General features: G+C 58.5%; 12 protein-coding genes and 3 pseudogenes. 13 read left to right on the top strand and 2 right to left on the bottom strand.

Annotated features, from left to right (window positions below):
• The first annotated feature begins 219 nt into the window (after positions 1–219).
• The 6 genes and pseudogenes from ALO64_RS11245 to ALO64_RS11220 all read left to right on the top strand — a co-directional run bounded on the left by ALO64_RS11245 (position 220) and on the right by ALO64_RS11220 (position 6,149).
• A pseudogene (locus ALO64_RS11245) lies at positions 220–1,549 on the top strand (UDP-glucose dehydrogenase family protein).
• Positions 1,546–2,541: an NAD-dependent epimerase gene (locus ALO64_RS11240; RefSeq protein WP_010213810.1), complete on the top strand. Its 996-nt coding sequence runs from the start codon at positions 1,546–1,548 to the stop codon at positions 2,539–2,541. Before ALO64_RS11245 ends, ALO64_RS11240 begins: the two are co-directional and overlap by 4 nt.
• An 11-nt stretch (positions 2,542–2,552) precedes the next feature.
• Complete coding sequence (locus tag ALO64_RS11235; RefSeq protein ID WP_044344966.1) at positions 2,553–3,296, top strand: glycosyltransferase family 2 protein; 744 nt, start codon at positions 2,553–2,555, stop codon at positions 3,294–3,296.
• The gene (locus tag ALO64_RS11230) at positions 3,293–3,577 is read left to right on the top strand and encodes a lipid-A-disaccharide synthase N-terminal domain-containing protein (protein ID WP_010213815.1); all 285 of its coding nucleotides are present in this window, start codon (positions 3,293–3,295) and stop codon (positions 3,575–3,577) included. Before ALO64_RS11235 ends, ALO64_RS11230 begins: the two co-directional genes overlap by 4 nt.
• Positions 3,574–5,103 carry an ArnT family glycosyltransferase gene (locus tag ALO64_RS11225; RefSeq protein WP_044344965.1) on the top strand — a complete coding sequence of 510 codons (1,530 nt, stop codon included), beginning with the start codon at positions 3,574–3,576 and terminating at the stop codon, positions 5,101–5,103. The genes ALO64_RS11230 and ALO64_RS11225 overlap by 4 nt, the downstream gene beginning before the upstream one ends.
• Before the next feature lie 41 nt (positions 5,104–5,144).
• Positions 5,145–6,149, top strand: a complete 1,005-nt coding sequence (locus ALO64_RS11220) for an SdiA-regulated domain-containing protein (RefSeq protein WP_010213818.1) — start codon at positions 5,145–5,147, stop codon at positions 6,147–6,149.
• 54 nt (positions 6,150–6,203) lie between these two features.
• Here ALO64_RS11220 and ALO64_RS11215 read toward each other — a convergent pair whose 3' ends face one another.
• On the bottom strand, positions 6,204–7,781 hold the full coding sequence (locus ALO64_RS11215) for a carbohydrate porin (RefSeq protein ID WP_042930958.1): 1,578 nt from the start codon (positions 7,779–7,781) through the stop codon (positions 6,204–6,206).
• A gap of 270 nt (positions 7,782–8,051) precedes the next feature.
• On the opposite strand from ALO64_RS11215, the gene ALO64_RS11210 reads away from it, so the two are divergent.
• The 6 genes from ALO64_RS11210 (at position 8,052) to ALO64_RS11185 (ending at position 14,893) form a co-directional block, all read left to right on the top strand.
• On the top strand, positions 8,052–9,326 hold the full coding sequence (locus ALO64_RS11210) for an ABC transporter substrate-binding protein (protein ID WP_044344964.1): 1,275 nt from the start codon (positions 8,052–8,054) through the stop codon (positions 9,324–9,326).
• A 21-nt stretch (positions 9,327–9,347) separates the two neighbouring features.
• Positions 9,348–10,310, top strand: a complete 963-nt coding sequence (locus ALO64_RS11205; protein WP_044344963.1) for a carbohydrate ABC transporter permease — start codon at positions 9,348–9,350, stop codon at positions 10,308–10,310.
• A complete protein-coding gene (locus ALO64_RS11200) occupies positions 10,307–11,149 on the top strand; it encodes a carbohydrate ABC transporter permease (protein WP_044344962.1) in 843 nt (280 codons plus the stop codon). The genes ALO64_RS11205 and ALO64_RS11200 overlap by 4 nt, the downstream gene beginning before the upstream one ends.
• A 27-nt stretch (positions 11,150–11,176) precedes the next feature.
• Entirely contained in the window at positions 11,177–12,322 is a 1,146-nt protein-coding gene (locus ALO64_RS11195) for an ABC transporter ATP-binding protein (protein ID WP_327168279.1), read from the top strand.
• Positions 12,319–13,833 (top strand): glycoside hydrolase family 32 protein, encoded by a 1,515-nt coding sequence (locus tag ALO64_RS11190; protein WP_044344960.1) that lies wholly within the window; start codon positions 12,319–12,321, stop codon positions 13,831–13,833. The genes ALO64_RS11195 and ALO64_RS11190 overlap by 4 nt, the downstream gene beginning before the upstream one ends.
• A gap of 67 nt (positions 13,834–13,900) precedes the next feature.
• Positions 13,901–14,893 carry a LacI family DNA-binding transcriptional regulator gene (locus ALO64_RS11185; RefSeq protein WP_016981501.1) on the top strand — a complete coding sequence of 331 codons (993 nt, stop codon included), beginning with the start codon at positions 13,901–13,903 and terminating at the stop codon, positions 14,891–14,893.
• 87 nt (positions 14,894–14,980) lie between these two features.
• Here the strand turns inward: ALO64_RS11185 and ALO64_RS11180 are convergent.
• Positions 14,981–15,458 (bottom strand): annotated as a pseudogene (locus tag ALO64_RS11180) (winged helix-turn-helix transcriptional regulator).
• Between the two features lie 149 nt (positions 15,459–15,607).
• Between ALO64_RS11180 and ALO64_RS11175 the strand changes: the two are divergent.
• Positions 15,608–16,863 (top strand): annotated as a pseudogene (locus tag ALO64_RS11175) (MFS transporter).
• Positions 16,864–17,000 lie beyond the last annotated feature (137 nt).

The raw sequence follows: 17,000 nt of genomic DNA, 5'->3' as shown, positions 1-17,000 counted from the left end.
AAAAAATGGGCTTTTTCAGAGGATACCTAGAGGCTGCCAACTGATCACTTGAAGTATGACCGCCCTTGGCTTTTTCACTACATGACAAACTCATGTCATCGTTTCTTAACACATTTATGACATTTATCTTGCGCTAGTTGTTCCGCTAGTTGTTCAAGACGCGTTCGGGCGCCTGAAACAAACCAGGCTCCTCAATTCATGGAGCAGAAGGAGCAGCACTTGAAAGTGACAGTGTTCGGAACCGGTTATGTGGGGCTTACCCTTGCCGCCTGCCTGGCGGAAGTGGGCCACACCGTATGCTGCATGGATGTCGACAGCAAACGCATTGATGCGCTGCGCGAAGGCATATGCCCTATATTCGAGCCCGGTCTTGGCGAACTTCTCCGCAACGGCCTGGACTGCAAAAGACTAAGTTTCACAATCGATGAAGTGCACGCCAGCCGCTTTGCAGAGTTGGTATTCATCGCAGTTGGCACACCAGCGCAAGCCGACGGCAAAGCAGACCTGAGCCAGGTGTTTGCCGTGCTGCGCTCCGTGCTCAGACACGCTGACGGTGCTCGGATCATTGTCAACAAGTCCACTTCGCCCGTGGGGACAGTTGACCGCCTGCTCGCTGAAATCGCTGCCAGTCCACGACGCGATGACGGCTTTGAAGTGATCAGCAACCCAGAGTTTTTCAAGGAAGGCTGCGCGGTCAGTGATTGCCTGCGTCCGGATCGCATTATCGTCGGCGGTGCCAGCCCGCGAGCGCTGGAGCAGATGCGCGAGTTGTATCAGCCGTTCAGTCGCAACCGCGAGAAGTTTGTGATCATGGATGCCCGTAGCGCGGAACTGGCCAAGTACGCTGCCAACTGCCTGCTGGCGACCAAGATTTCGTTCATCAACGAGATGGCCAACCTGGCCGAACAGGTGGGTGCCGACATAGAACAGGTCCGGCTTGGCATTGGCTCCGACCCTCGCATTGGCTACGACTTCATTTACCCAGGCTGCGGCTTCGGTGGCTCATGCTTTACCCAAGGACTTGCAGGCGCTGATCGGCACAGCCAGCGAGAACGGGGTGGAGACAGCGCTGCTCAATGCTGTCGAACAGGTCAATCGCCGCCAGAAGCACCGTCTGTTTAAAAATATCCACGCTCATTATCACGGCGAACTCAGGGGCAAGGTCTTCGCTGTCTGGGGGCTGGCCTTCAAACCCAATACCGACGATATTCGCGAAGCATCCAGCCATGCCCTGCTTGAAGCACTCTGGGCAGCCGGTGCCAGGGTTCAGGCCCACGACCCGCAGGCGATCGAAGCTATCAGGCATCATTATGGCGAGCGTGATGACCTGCAACTGGTGCAGTGCAAGCAAGATGCTCTGGAAGGTGCAGACGCTCTGGTAGTGGTGACCGAATGGCAGGACTACCGGGTTCTGGATCTGGACCAGCTCGGCGAGAAACTGCGGGATCGAGCGGTTTTCGATGGCCGCAACCTGTTCGACCCGTCGCAATTGCGTGATGCCGGATTTGCCTACTATGGCATTGGTCGTGGCCAGGCGATCCAGCCATGACGGTGCTCGTGACAGGTGCTGCCGGATTCATTGGCTTCCATGTCGCCAAACGACTGTGCGAGCTCGGTATAGAGGTCGTCGGTATCGACAACCTCAACGACTATTACAGCGTCGAACTTAAACAATCGCGACTGGCCATACTCCAGCGCTTGCCTGGTTTCACATTCAACAGGCTGGACATCACCGATGCCGAAGGTCTGTCCGCCCTGTTCTCGCACAATGAATTCGAACAGGTCATCCACCTGGCAGCCCAGGCCGGTGTGCGTTATTCGCTTGAGCAACCGAATGTTTACGCCCAATCCAATCTGGTCGGCTTTATCAACGTGCTCGAGGCCTGTCGGCAGTACAGACCAGCGCACCTGATCTACGCGTCGAGCAGCTCGGTCTACGGCGCCAATACGCGCATGCCGTTTCAGGTTGAGGATGCCGTCGACCGGCCGCTGTCCCTGTATGCCGCCACCAAGCGCGCCAATGAACTCACCGCCTACAGCTATTCCCACCTGTACGGCCTGCGCGCCACAGGGCTGCGTTTTTTCACCGTCTACGGACCTTGGGGCCGGCCTGACATGGCGCTGTTCAAGTTCACAAAAGCCATGTTGGCCGGACAGCCTGTGGATATCTATAACCATGGCGAAATGGCCCGGGACTTCACTTACATCGACGATATTGTCGAAAGCATCCTGCGTCTGCGCTTGCTGCCGCCCGACACGGTTGGCAGCGAGCCACCTCACCAACTCTTCAACATCGGCCGCGGTCAGCCCGTCAAGCTGCTGGAGTTCATCGATTGCCTGGAGGCCGCGCTAGGCCTGCGCGCCGAGCGACGCTACCTGCCTTTGCAAGCAGGCGACGTATTGAAAACCTGGGCTGACGTCAGTGCGCTGAGCCAATGGATCGACTTTCAACCACAGGTCTCGGTCGACACCGGCGTCAGGGCCTTCGTCGACTGGTATCGGGAGCATTATCAGGCCCGGCTCTGTGTGCCACTTCAATAACAAGGACTTCCATGACCACGCCCACCTTTCTCTCCGTCGTGATACCGGCCAAAAATGAAGCCGATAACCTGCCCAGCCTTATAAAAGAGATTTGCACAGCGCTGGACGGTGAGCGCTACGAGATACTGGTCGTTGACGACGGCAGCACAGACGACACCTCGAAAGTGCTGACTCACCTCAAGGACAGCGGGCTGACCGTGTTGCGGATCTTGCGCCACGAGCAGTCGCTCGGGCAGAGCACCTCGGTCTATCACGCGGCACTGGCGGCCAACGGCACCTGGCTGGCGACCCTGGACGGTGACGGTCAGAACGACCCTGCGGACATTCCAGGAATGCTGGCGTTGGTACGCGCTCACGAAGCAGGCCCCGGGGCGATCCAGCTGGTGGCAGGGCACCGTGTGAATCGTCGCGATACGGCCAGTAAACGCTGGGCCTCGCGATTCGCAAACGGCCTGCGTAGTCGCCTTCTCAAGGACGCTACCCCAGACACCGGTTGCGGTCTGAAACTGATTGAGCGAGCAGCTTTTCTGCGCCTGCCGTACTTCGACCATATGCACCGGTTCATTCCAGCGCTGATTCAGCGGCATAACGGCCGTATGGTCACGCACCCCGTCAACCACCGCCATCGCCAGGCCGGCGTGTCCAAGTACGGCAATCTGGACCGCGCACTGGTGGGCATTCTGGATCTGGTCGGCGTCTGGTGGCTGATCCGCCGGACCCGCCTGGATGTTGAAGCACAGGAACTGCGGTCATGAAACCGGACAACGAAACCTTCTGGCTGATCCTCGGCTTTGTCGGGCAGGCCGTCTTTACCGGACGCTTTGTCCTGCAATGGCTGTACAGCGAATTCAAGAAGCGCAGCATCATTCCGGTGGGCTTCTGGTACCTGAGCATGCTGGGCAGCACTATCTTGCTGGCTTACGCCATTTATCGACAGGACCCGGTCTTCATTGCCGGCCAGTCCTTTGGTCTGCTGGTGTACATGCGCAACCTGCAGCTGATCAGCCGACAGGCCAAGACACCCGAGGAGCAATGACGTTGCGAACTCAACTTTCGCCTCGCCTCGAGGGATGGCTACTGGTCGCACTGGCCGTTTTACTGGTCGGTGCCGGCCTGGGCCTGCGTCTACCGCAGAACGTGGACGAAGAACGTTTTCTGGGCGTTGCTCTGGAAATGCTGCAGAACGGCTCGTGGTTCGTCCCGCACAGGGCCGGGGAGATTTATGCCGACAAGCCGCCGCTGTTCATGTGGGCTACCGCATTCTTCATCTGGTTGACGGGCAGCCCGAACATCGCGCTTTACCTGCCCGGGCTGCTCTCTGCAGGCGCGACCACCGCAGTCCTCTACGATCTGGGCAGCCGTCTGTGGAACCGACGTATCGGACGGTACGCCGCCTTGCTGTTCCTGGCGACCTATCAGACCTACAGCATCCTGCGCACCGGACAAATCGATAGCTTCCTGTGCTTATGGATTGCGCTGGGCTTCTATGGGCTGGTTCGCCACTTGTTGCTCGGACCGGCCTGGGGCTGGTTTTATTTCAGCTGTGCGGCCATGGGCCTGGGCATTATCACCAAGGGCGTCGGTTTTGTTCCCGCATTGATGTTGATCCCTTACGCCTATGCCGCGCGTAAAGGCTGGTCCGGTGTCGTGGCCATGCCTGGACAGATAGGCCGCTGGGCGCTGGGTCTACTGGCGTTATTACTTGCATGCTGCCTGTGGCTGGTGCCGATGGTTATCTCGGTCGTGCGTGATGGCGGGCCGGAAGGCTTCGCCTATGTGCAGGAAATACTCTTGCACCAGACGGCTAATCGCTACGCCAGCGCCTGGGACCATCGCGAGCCATTCTGGTATTTCTTCGTCAAAGTCATCCCCCAGTATTGGCTGCCATTGGTGCTGGTGCTGCCCTGGCTGATCCCGGCATGGCGCCGACAACTGAGCAAGCGGGATGGCCGGGTTCTGGTACTGCTCGGCTGGGTCTTGCTGGTGCTGTTGTTCTTCAGCCTCTCCAGTGGCAAACGCAAGATCTACATCTTTCCGGCGCTGCCCGGTCTGGTACTGGTCGCTGCCCCCTTGCTGCCCTGGTTGTTGAAACGCTGGTTCCACGACCGCGTCAGGGCTGGGCGACTGGTCCCCGCAGTGGTGGTTGTCTGGCTCAGCCTGTGGTTCGCCAGAGGGTTCATCGAACCCGTCATAGAGGGAGAAAATCCACACAAGAGCCTGATGGAACAAGCCGCCAGCGTCACCCAGGGAGCCGACCTGGTACTGGTCAACTGGCGCGAGGGCCACTGGCTGTATGCACGCCAACCCATCGTGCATTTCGGTTTTGCCAAGCCGTCGGCAATCGAACAGTCAGCCCGTTGGCTACGAGAAGATCCCGGCACCTTTGCTCTGGTCCCGGGTGAACAATTGGCCAATTGCTTCTTGCCGGAAAAAGCCCGGCCGCTGGGTCAGACCTCCAGAGCTGACTGGTTCATCGTCGATGCCGATGCCGACAACGGCCTGTGTAAACCGGAACCGCTCATGAAAGCCTATCGCTTCGCCTGGCAGCAGAATGTTGATTAATCACCCGCCCAGCCGCCCGACACGCGGGAGTGCCTGAAGCCATGCAGTTGGAAACGATCAAGGCAAAGCGGCTGACGTGGTCGAATGTCGCTCGAAGGCAGGTATCACTCGCACAGATAGTGCTGAGTGCAGGTGCTCTCGGGGTTCTGCTGCTGGCTTACGCCGTGTCGGCACACTTTCATGTCCACCAACAGCTGTACCACTACGGTCGCACCTGGTTGAAGGGCAATACGGCAGCCGAAAAGAATATCTGGTTGCCGGATTTCCATGTGGTTATCGACGCCAAACCACTTGCCCCGGACGTCGCCAATATCTCCGGGATAACCTACGACTACGACAATGATCGACTGCTGGCAGTGACCAACAAAGGCCCCATGCAACTGCTGGCGCTTGACGCGAACGGCGACATAATCGCTCGTTACCCATTGATCGGTTTCGACGACACAGAAGGCTTGGCTTATCTGGGTAACGGTCGCATCGTGCTGTGCGATGAAGATCTCCAGCAACTGGACATCATCACGTTGCCGACGCAAGCACGCCCAATCCACGTCGAGGAAGCCCAGTTCATTGCGCTACTGATCAACCCAAGTAACCAGAACAAGGGATTCGAGGGCGTGACCTATGATCCTGCCAACGACCGCCTGTTCGCGATCAAGGAACGCGATCCGCGCCAGATGTTCGAGGTTTCCGGAGTCCTGCGCTCCATTGATCAGGGCCGTTTGCAGATCAAAATTGCCGACCGGCTGGACTGGATCACGAAAAGCGTCGCTGCACGCGACCTTTCAGACGGTTACTTCGATCCGCGTACCGGTCATTTACTGCTGCTCAGCGATCAGTCACGCTCGATCACAGAACTGGACGGTAAAGGGCGTTTCGTCAGCATTCGATCACTGCTGGGTACATTTTCCGACCTCCAGAACAGCGCTCCCCAACCTGAAGGCCTGACCATGGATCACGACGGCAACCTGTACGTCGTCAGCGAGCCAAATCTGTTTTACAAGTTCTCTAAAGTGCCGAAACAACCCGTTGAAGAAATCAGGCCCTGAGCGCAGCGATGAGTTGAGAGCCTGAATTTTCACTGGCACATCTGAACTACCGCACTAGAACCAGGTTTCCATCTGGATGCCGAACTGCCAGACACCACCGGAGTTGAAATCACTTTTGCCGAAGTTGCCGGTCGTGCTGTAGCGGTCCAGATCCGAAGACCAGTTCATGAGGCTTGCGAACACTCGCAATTCGGGACGCGTTAGCAGGTCACCCATGTCCGGCTTGAAGGTCGGCGCAACCGTGAACTTCCAGAAGTTGCCGTCGACTGCATTGCGTTGCAGGTAGCCTTTGGGGTCGAGGTCCATGGTTTGCCAACTCAACTCGTAGGCCATCTCGAAGTTACTGTTGATCTCGTTGGCCAGGCGCATGTTCAGAGTGAGCCAGCGGTAATCGTCGCCTTTGACGTAGCGGTCTTTGCTCTGCTCGGCCAGCAAGCTCGGGCCGATGCGCCATCCCGGCGCAATAGGCGTCTCGCCGTACATCGCCAGACGCACCGCGCGGGCGTCGTCGATCAGTTCACCATCTGCGCCAATGTCCTTGACCTGAGCCCCCAGGCCCTGCCCATAGAGCAACGCCGTCTTGAAGAAGCCTTCCCTGCCGAAAAAGTCTTTCTGGTGATTGGCCAACATGGTGTGCAGGCCTGAATCTGCAGGCGCAAAACCCGCTTGATTAGTGCGCGTACCGACGTCGTTTTTCTTTGCGCCAATGGCGTTGAACATCCACTGCCACTGACCATTGTCGAAGAATTGGTTGGAGGTCAGGATGTAGCTTTCCACATCGGCATCGACGCCGCCCTCACTGAAATCGCCGTAGTTACGTCCGATCAGGGAGTAGTTCGAGCGCCAGTCCTTGGTCATCTGCACATCGTAGATACCGCCACCGGTCCCGGCCAGAAAGACCACGTCCGAGTCCAGCCAGTGGATATCGAAATTATCCCTGTCGAAGCGCTTGCCGGCCCACAGCGTGGCGTTTTCGAACACTGAATTCCCCTTGAAGGCGGCAATGTGGTCGAGTTCGGTAAATACCTGACGCACGTTCAGGCTGCTTTCGGTGGCCGTCCAGTCGTTATAGCTTTCAACGCCGTCGGCGATGGAGACGGTGAACTTGGAGCGCGTGCCGTTCTGCGCGTAGATCTCTTTCGACAGATCGAAGCGCATGTAGGTGTCGTCTTCGTTACCCAGGCGCCCGACCGCACCACCGACTGAACCTGCGGGGGTTGTATAAGGCCCACCGCGACCGCCGCCCAAACCGTCGTTGATCAACAGACCGGAGCGAGCGTAGCCCTTGAAGCTGAACCCGTCGGTGAGGTGTCCGGCACTGCCTGGCTTCTCCATGCTTTGCTGGCGGGCTTCGAGTTTTGCCACGCGATCATCCAGAGCCGGCTGTGAACTGGCCGCAACGGTGGACGCAGAAGTGGGTGCGGCAGGCTGCGCAACGGGGGTCGAGAGTTTGAGTTGCTGAAGCTCCCTGGCGAGCGCCTGGGTTTGCTGTTCGGCTGCGGCTGCACGTTTTTCCGCAGCGCTGGCACGGGCTTCGAATGCGGCCATCCGCTCTTCCAGAGTCGCGGCCTGAGAGACGGTTGTCGAGGTGCCGAGTACCCCTGCGAGTAGCCATCTTGATGCGTTCTGCATGTGGACTTCCTGTTTTGTTTTTATTGTTTTCGTGACGTTGGCCGAGCCCTTTTCCTTCAGCACAAAATTGTGCAAATCGGAGAAAAAAGGGTGCCACATCGAAAATACGCTGTTACATTGATGATGTTAGGGAGCCGCTGATTTATTCTAAAACCCAGCTGTTGCCCCCTGATAAATCAAGGCCTCCAGAGCGTTGCAGGGACGAAAAATCGAATAAATCAGCGCCTCCTTAACGTTAACTTTTATAAAAACAAAAATAAAGAGGGCTCTATGAAACAGCTGAAATCTCTTCTTCCCGCCGCGCTGCTCACCCTGTCTGCCGGGTTTTCTGCGCTGTCGAACGCATCTGATCTAACGATCTCGTGCGGGGCCGTCGGCGCTGAATTGCAACTGTGCAAGGATGCAGTCGATAGCTGGTCAAAACAGACCGGCAACAACGTTCAAGTGGTTTCCACGCCTAACTCGGCAACCGAACGCCTGTCGTTCTACCAGCAGATCCTCAGTGCCAAGTCCACCGACATCGACATCATTCAAATCGACATGGTGTGGCCGGGGATGCTCGCCAAACACCTGACGGATCTGCGCGAACTGCTTCCGGCAAATGCGACACAAGGCTATTTCCAGGCACAGGTGGACAACGCCACCGTCGACGGCCGGCTGGTGTCGATGCCCTGGTTTACCGACTCGGGGCTGCTGTATTACCGCAAGGATCTGCTCGACAAGTACCAGCAGCCGGTCCCCCAGACCTGGGAGGACATGACCGCTACCGCCAAAAAAGTGCAAAAAGCCGAACGCGATGCGGGGAATGCCACTATGTGGGGCTACGTGTTCCAGGGGCGCGCCTATGAAGGCCTGACGTGCAACGCCCTGGAATGGATCAGCAGCCAGCCGGACGGCGGACTGGTCAACCCGCGCGGAGACATCGTGGTCAACAGCCAGGCCTCACGAGTCGCGCTGACCCTGGCAAAAAGCTGGATCGGCGAGATCTCACCGCCCGGCGTACTTAACTACACCGAGGAAGAAGGCCGTGGCGTATTCCAGTCGGGAAATGCGCTGTTCATGCGCAACTGGCCTTACGTCTGGGCCTTGGTGCAAAGCAAGGACAGCGCGATAAAAGACAAGGTCGGCGTCGCGCCCCTGCCCAGTGGCGGCGCGAACGGCACCCACGCTTCAACGCTCGGAGGCTGGGGCCTGGCGGTTTCGCGCTACAGCCGCAACCCCAAACTGGCGGCAGAACTGGTTGCCTACCTTACCAGCGCCCAGCAGCAAAAACAGCGTGCCCTGGCAGGTGCCTACAACCCGGTCATCGAGTCCCTGTATGCCGACCCCGAGTCGCTCGCGGCGATGCCTTACTACCCGCAGCTGCACAGCATCCTCAGCAATGGGGTCATGCGCCCCGCCGCGATCACGGCCAACGGCTACCCACGCGTCTCCAACGCATTCTTCGATCGGGTGCATAGCGTGCTGGCGGGCGATATTCCGGTCGATCAGGCACTGGTCGAACTGGAGCGCGAACTGACCCGCATCAAACGCCGGAACTGGTAAGCCACACGTAAGGAAATCAACATGCCCGTCTCTTCTACCGCTTTCCCCGAAGACGACGAACTCGTCACCCGGGAAACGCCTGTACAACGTCGCAGGCTACGCGCCGCCTGGCTGTTTCTGACGCCGATGCTCGTGTGCCTGGTCCTGGTGGCGGCCTGGCCGTTGCTGCGCACATTCTGGTTCAGCCTGACCGATGCCGATCTGTCGGATACCGGCAGTGGCTCATTCGTGGGCCTGAGCAATTATCTGCTCTACGACGGCGTCATCTGGTCTGGCGTGCTGGTCGATCCGCAATGGTGGAACGCGGTGCGCAACACCCTGCATTTCACCGTGGTGTCGGTCGGGCTGGAAATGGTCCTGGGACTGATGGTGGCGTTGCTGTTGAACGTCAAGTTCACCGGCCGCGCGCTGGTCCGTGCGTTGATTCTGATCCCTTGGGCGATTCCGACCATCGTCTCGGCGAAGATCTGGTCGTGGATGCTCAATGACCAGTTCGGCATCATCAACCATATGATGCTGAGCCTGGGCCTGATCGACGCGCCGCTGGCCTGGACGGCAGATGCGGACCTGTCGATGTGGGCAGTGATCATCGTCGACGTCTGGAAGACTGTGCCCTTTGTCACCCTGCTGATGCTCGCGGCACTGCAGATGCTGCCAAGCGATTGCTACGAAGCCGCCCGGGTCGACGGCATTCATCCGGTGCGGGTGTTCTGGCGAGTCACCTTGCCGTTGCTGATGCCCGCCTTGTTGGTCGCCGCGATCTTTCGCATTCTCGATTCGTTGCGGGTCTTCGACGTCATTTACGTCCTGACCTCCAACTCTTCGAGCACCATGAGCATGTCGGTCTATGCCCGCCAGCACCTGGTGGAGTTCCAGGACGTCGGCTACGGCAGCGCCGCCTCCACCCTGCTGTTTCTGGTCGTGGCAGTGATTGCCATGCTTTATCTGTACCTCGGACGTCGCCAGCTGGAGGTGCGCTCATGAACCTGCGCCCACTGAAGAAATTGCTGCTGCGCCTGGCCTTCTGGGGCCTGGTCGGGGTCGTGCTGCTGTACGCGATCTTCCCTTTCTATTACGCCATCCTGACCTCGCTGAAACCGTCCAGTGCCTTGTTTGAAGTGAGCTACTGGATCACCGAAGCCGACTTCTCCAATTACGCAGCGGTCCTCAGTCAGGCGTCATTCCTGCAGGCCATCGCCAACTCGCTGGTGGTTGCGCTGAGTGTGGTAGTGCTGGCGCTGTTCCTGGGCCTGACGGCGTCCTACGCCCTGGGCAGGGTCAAGTTCCGAGGCCGCGGCACGGTGCTGATGATGGTGCTCGGCGTCTCGATGTTTCCTCAGGTCGCGGTGCTGTCGGGGCTGTTTGAAGTCATCCGCGCACTGGGTCTGTACAACACCTCATGGGCACTGATCCTGAGCTACACGATTTTTACCCTGCCCTTCACCGTCTGGGTGCTGACCACGTTCATGGGGCAACTGCCGCATGAGCTGGAAGAAGCGGCAATCATGGATGGCGCATCGCCCTGGGCCACGCTCACCCGTGTGCTGTTGCCGCTGCTGTGGCCCGCGCTGGTCACAACCGGCCTGCTGGCTTTTATTGCCGCGTGGAACGAGTTCCTGTTTGCCCTGACCTTCACCCTGACAGACGCGCAACGAACGGTCCCGGTCGCCATCGCCCTGATTTCGGGTGGCAGCTCCCACGAATTGCCTTGGGGCCTGTTGATGGCGGCGTCGGTGCTGGTGACCGTCCCACTGGTGATTCTGGTGCTGATCTTCCAGCGCCGCATCGTTTCCGGCCTCACTGCCGGCGCGTTGAAAGGTTGATGCACACAACTGACAAGGAACAGCATCGTGATGAAATTGAAGCTAGCCAACATCAACAAGCAATTGGGCGGCACGCGCATTCTGCGCGATGTCAGCCTGGAGATCGCTGCGGGTGAGTTCGTTGTGTTCGTCGGCCCTTCGGGCTGCGGAAAGTCGACGCTGCTGCGCTTGATCGCCGGACTGGATTCGATCTGTGGTGGCGACCTGCTGATCGACGGACGCCGGGTCAATGACCTGGAACCGCGCGAGCGTGGCGTCGGCATGGTCTTTCAGTCTTACGCTCTGTACCCGCACATGAGCGTCTACGACAACATCAGTTTCGGCCTCAAGCTGGCCAAGACGGAAAAAAGCAGCCTGCGCGAACGCGTGCTGAAAACCGCGCAGATCCTGCAACTGGACAAACTGCTGCAGCGCAAGCCCCGGGAATTGTCCGGCGGGCAGCGTCAGCGCGTGGCCATGGGCAGAGCCATGGCGCGGGAACCGGACATCCTGTTGTTCGATGAACCGCTTTCCAACCTGGACGCCTCGCTGCGGGTCCAGATGCGCAACGAAATCGCCCGGCTCCACAAGCGGCTGGGCTCGACGATGATCTACGTCACCCACGATCAGGTAGAGGCCATGACCCTGGCTGACAAAATTGTCGTCCTCAACGGCGGTCAGGTCGAACAGGTTGGCTCACCACGCGAACTCTATGAGCGCCCCGCCAGCCTCTTCGTCGCCGGTTTTCTGGGCTCGCCAAGAATGAATTTTCTGCCAGTCCGCTTGCACGCACCAAGCCGCAACAGCCTGATCGATATCCCGGCACTGGGCATGACATCCCTGCCCTTCGACAGCTCGAACCTGGCCGACGACGCGCAATTGACCCTGGGTGTCCGTCCGGAACACATATCTCTAAGTGCAGCGAACAGTGGCACTGGCGTCACCGTGACCAGTGTCGAATACCTGGGTAGCGAGGTCTATGTGCATCTGGCTACAGACGAGAACGAACCCTTGATCTGCCGGTGCGAGGCAAAAGCCGGATGGCAGGTGGACGACCGGGTCGCGCTGCAGTTCGATACCGAAAATCTGCACGTGTTCGACGCCGATGGCCTGGCCTTGAAACGCCACTCTGACGCCGACCAACACCTGACACACGACACCACGCCACACTTCGTACAAGCGGGTTCCCTATGAGTTTTTCTGTGAATGCCATGAACGGTCCAATATCCACCGCCCTTGAGCGCGCGCACCATGCATTGAGGGATAGCCTGGCGCAGGTAATCCACGATTATCGACCCGGTTATCACCTGGCCCCGCCTGCGGGCTGGATGAACGACCCTAACGGGGTGGTGTTCTTTCGTGGCGAATATCACGTGTTCTATCAGCACCACCCGTTCGACGCGAAATGGGGCCCGATGTACTGGGGCCATGCAAAGAGTGCCGATCTGGTGCATTGGCAGCACCTGCCCATTGCCCTGGCACCCGGTGATGACTTCGACCGGGACGGTTGTTTTTCCGGCAGCGCAGTGGTGTGTGGCGACACCCTGGCACTGATCTACACCGGGCACACCTGGCTGGGTGAGGTAGGCGACGAGCTTTTGATCCGTCAGGTGCAGTGCCTGGCCACCAGTCTCGACGGCATCAACTTCGTCAAACACGGTGCCGTCATCGACAGCCCGCCGCAAGACACGATCATTCATTTCCGTGATCCGAAGGTCTGGCAGCAGGATGACCACTGGTACCTGATTGCCGGTGCGCGTCTGGGCGACAGGCCGTTGCTGCCGTTGTATCGGTCTGTGGACCTGCACGCGTGGGAATTCGTGAGCTATGTATCCAGCGGCAACGAAGGCGATGGTTATATGTGGGAATGCCCTGACCTGTTTCGCCTTGATGGACGCGATGTACTGCTTTACTCCCCCCAAGGCATGCCAGCCCAGGGCTACGAGCGACTGAACAAGTTTCATACCGGCTACCGAGTGGGCCAAATCGACAGCCAGTGGCAGTTCAACGGCGGGCCTTTTATCGAACTGGATAACGGCCATGACTTTTATGCTGCGCAGACCCTCGTGGCTGCCGATGGCAGACGTCTGGTGTGGGCGTGGCTCGATATGTGGGAAAGCCCGACCCCCACAGCAACCCATCACTGGCGCGGAATGCTCGGTCTGCCACGCGAACTCGAACTGCGCGACGATCGCCTTTGCGTGCACCCCGCACGCGAACTGACAGCGCTGCGCAATGCGTCATTGCCAGGCACTCCCTGGTGGAGCGAAGCGGGCACTCAGTGGCTGAATGACGTACACGGCGATCTGCTGGAAATCCACGTGCACCTGGACCTGCTCGACTGCATCGAAGGTCACTTGGGAGTGGCGTTGCGTTGCAGTTCAAATGGCAAGGAGCAAACTCTGCTTTACTACGATGCGTCGCTAAAACGTTTGATACTGGACCGCGATCAGTCGGGCAGCCACGTCAGCGGTCAACGCAGCGTAGCAATAGATCCACAACAGGACCGGCTTGAGCTGCGAGTCTTCCTGGATCGCTCGTCCATTGAGGTGTTTGACCAAAACGGCAGCTTCAGCTTCAGTAGTCGCCTTTATCCAAAGACCGACAGCCTGGGGGTCAAGCTTATTGCCAACGGAACCGGAGGCCGGGTGTGCATTGCCAACGCATGGGAACTCTCTTCGGGATGCTTACAGGTAAATCATTGAAGTCGCGAAAAAAATCAGGCCTCTGTAGCATGATAATTATCAGTCAACCTGACAGGCCCCGCCTTGCATGACCTCAGTTAAAGACGTTGCACGATTGGCCGGTGTGTCCCTGATGACGGTATCCCGGGCGCTCAATAATCCGGAAAAACTGAGCCCCGAGACGTATCAGCGAGTCCGTAGCGCGATTGACGAGCTTCAATTCGTACCCAGCCTGTCAGCGCGCAGGATTCGCGGCGACAACTTGCAGACACGAACCATCGGAGTGTTTGCGCTGGACACCGCGACAACGCCGTTCGCGGTAGAGCTGCTGCTGTCCATCGAGCAGACCGCACAGCAGGCAGGCTGGAACGTATTTATCCTCAACCTGCTAAGCAACCCGCCCACTGACCAGAACGTCGACCTGATGCTGTCCCACCGACCTGACGGGTTGATCTTCAGCGCCATGGGGTTGCGCGAAGTGACTATTCCCCAGCGCTTGAAAAGCAAACCGCTGGTGCTCGCCAACTGCGTAGCCGATGACAGCAGCCTCGTCAGTTATGTGCCGGACGACGAAACAGGGCAGTACCGCGCCTTGCACCATGCGTTCAGCCAGGGCTACCGACGTCCGTTGTTTATCAATCTGCCAAAAAAGAGCCTGGCCTGGAAAATTCGCCAGGCGGGTATGCAGCGTGCCTGCCAGGCATTCGGCCTGGCTACCGGCGAACTCTTGCAATACGACCTCTCCGAGCATGACGCCTATGGGGAAACCGCAGCCATCCTTGAACGGCACATGATTGATGGCCGTCCGCAGTTCGATATTCTGATCTGCGGCAATGACCGCATAGCCTTTTGTGCCTACCAACTGCTGCTGGGCCGTGGCCTGAAAATCCCCGGTGATGTCGCCGTGCTGGGCTATGACAATATGATCGGCATTTCCGAACTGTTCATCCCCGCGCTGACCACGGTGCAACTGCCGTATTACGAGATCGGTCGCAATGCCGCCCGGTACTTGATCGATGGCCTCGAAGTCTCGGGTGCCCAGCCGGTAGATTGCCCGCTTGTGGTCAGGGAATCGTTATGAAGGGCTTGCGGTTTCGGTAACGTCAGTTCGAAGCTGGCTTTGTAACCGCCAACATCATCACAGAGCAACTTGATCAGCGATCGGTTGCTATCGACTCGCGTCAACCCAGCGCTTGACGACCCGACGATGACAATCGGCCGGAGTCAGCACCTTGCCCGCCTTGGAACGTACGGCGATGGTTTCTACTGGCTCCGACAATTTTCATTGTCGAGCAGCACCGAGTAGCTCTCCCCTGCGTTGAACAAGTAGCGCTCCCCCCACTGGCGCATGCTGACGACGATGGGGAACACCGCGCGGCCCATATCAGTCAGCACATATTCTTTGTTTCTTTGTAGGCACTGCCGTCGGAGGCCGGCTGAATGTCGAATACGCCCAACTCCACGAGCATTTTGAGCTTGACCGTGAGGATGTTCTTGGCGAGACCAAGACGTTTCTGAAATTCACTGAAGCGGCGAACGTCGTCGAACCCGTCGCGGATGATCATTAAAACCCAGCGATCTCCGATTGCTTCAAGCGTGCGGGCGACAGGGCATTCGCTCTGCGCCAATAATTGCTGTTTGGCCATGGGGCTCCTGGAGGCGAGGTAGCAGGAAATGTAAAAAGTTCTAACGTCAGACGAAAATGTTTTACACATGTGATTGCATTTAACAACTGAGTTTGTTAAAAGTTCACACAAGATTTTCTTTTGCAACCACATATTCCAAGGATGGAGCGATGCCGTTCAAGTCTCGTGCCCCGGTAAAGATGGAAATCGAAGCCGAAAAATCCAGCGGTGGGTACACGCAAGCTCCCCAACCCCGGGACACCCCCAAGCTTAGTCGCTATCAAACTTTTCTTTTTGCAATTACCTGCGCCATGGCGGTCGCAAACGTCTACTTCGCCCAGCCTTTGCTGGAATCGATGGCTGCCAGCCTGTCGGTTTCGCCGGGCACGATTGGTATCGTAGTGACCGCGACGCAAGCGGGTTATGCGGTCGGATTGTTGTTCATCGTTCCGCTGGGTGATTTGCTCAATCGCAAGAAACTTATCCTTACACAAATGCTGCTGTCGGCTCTGGCCCTGTGCGCAGTTGGTCTGTCGCAGGATTGGGGCATGTTGCTCGGCTCGATGGTGCTCGTTGGCCTGATGGCAGTCGTGGTGCAGGTGGTGGTTGCCTACGCCGCTTCGCTGGCGAGTCCCGAGCAGCGTGGCGAAGCCGTCGGCACCGTGACCATTGGCGTGGTGCTGGGAATTCTGCTGGCCCGCTTCGTCTCCGGTGCAGTGGCTGATCTGGCCGGCTGGCGCGGCGTTTATTTTGTCTCGGCCGCCCTGATGACCGGCATGGCACTGGTGCTGATGCGCGCCATGCCTGCCTCCACAACGCCACCAGCTAAAGGCGGCTACTGGCAATTGCTGCGATCGGTGTTCCAGTTGTACCTGACCGAACGTGCATTGCGTGTCCGGGGCACCTTCGCCCTGCTGATCTTCGCCGCATTCAGTGTGTTATGGACGTCGATGGTACTGCCGCTCAGCGCCCCCCGTTGTCGCTGTCACACACCCAGATTGGTTTGTTCGGACTCGCCGGTGTGGCCGGTGCGCTGGCAGCGGCACGGGCCGGACGGCTCGCCGACCAAGGGCTCGGCAATCGCACCACGGGCGTCGCGCTGGCACTGTTGACCTTGTCCTGGTTGCCTACGGCGTTCGTTGAACACTCATTACTCGCCATGGTGGTGGGTGTGGTGTTACTGGATTTCGCCGTGCAAGCCGTCCATGTCACCAATCAGAGCCTGATCTTTGCCGCACGCCCCGATGCGCAAAGCCGACTGGTGGGTGCTTACATGTGTTTCTACTCGGTAGGCAGTGGTCTGGGTGCCATCGCTGCGACTTATACATATGCACACTTTGGCTGGGTCGCCGTTTGTAGTTTGGGTGCCGCCATCAGCGCAGTTGCCCTGCTGTACTGGACCTACCTGGAACTGACGTCCACATAACGTTCAACCCTTAATAAACTTCTCGCGATCGTCAGTTAACGGATGGCGTGAAACAGTGGGAAGCCGGTGGCAAGAACATCATCCCGCTGGGCTGCCGCGTCGGGGACGACCACCTTCACGAACAGGGCAGCCTGCGG

The sequence above is a fragment of the Pseudomonas meliae genome (genome assembly GCF_001400515.1).
Classification (GTDB): Bacteria; Pseudomonadota; Gammaproteobacteria; order Pseudomonadales; family Pseudomonadaceae; genus Aquipseudomonas; species Aquipseudomonas amygdali.
This window is presented reverse-complemented; position numbering and strand designations above follow the sequence as displayed.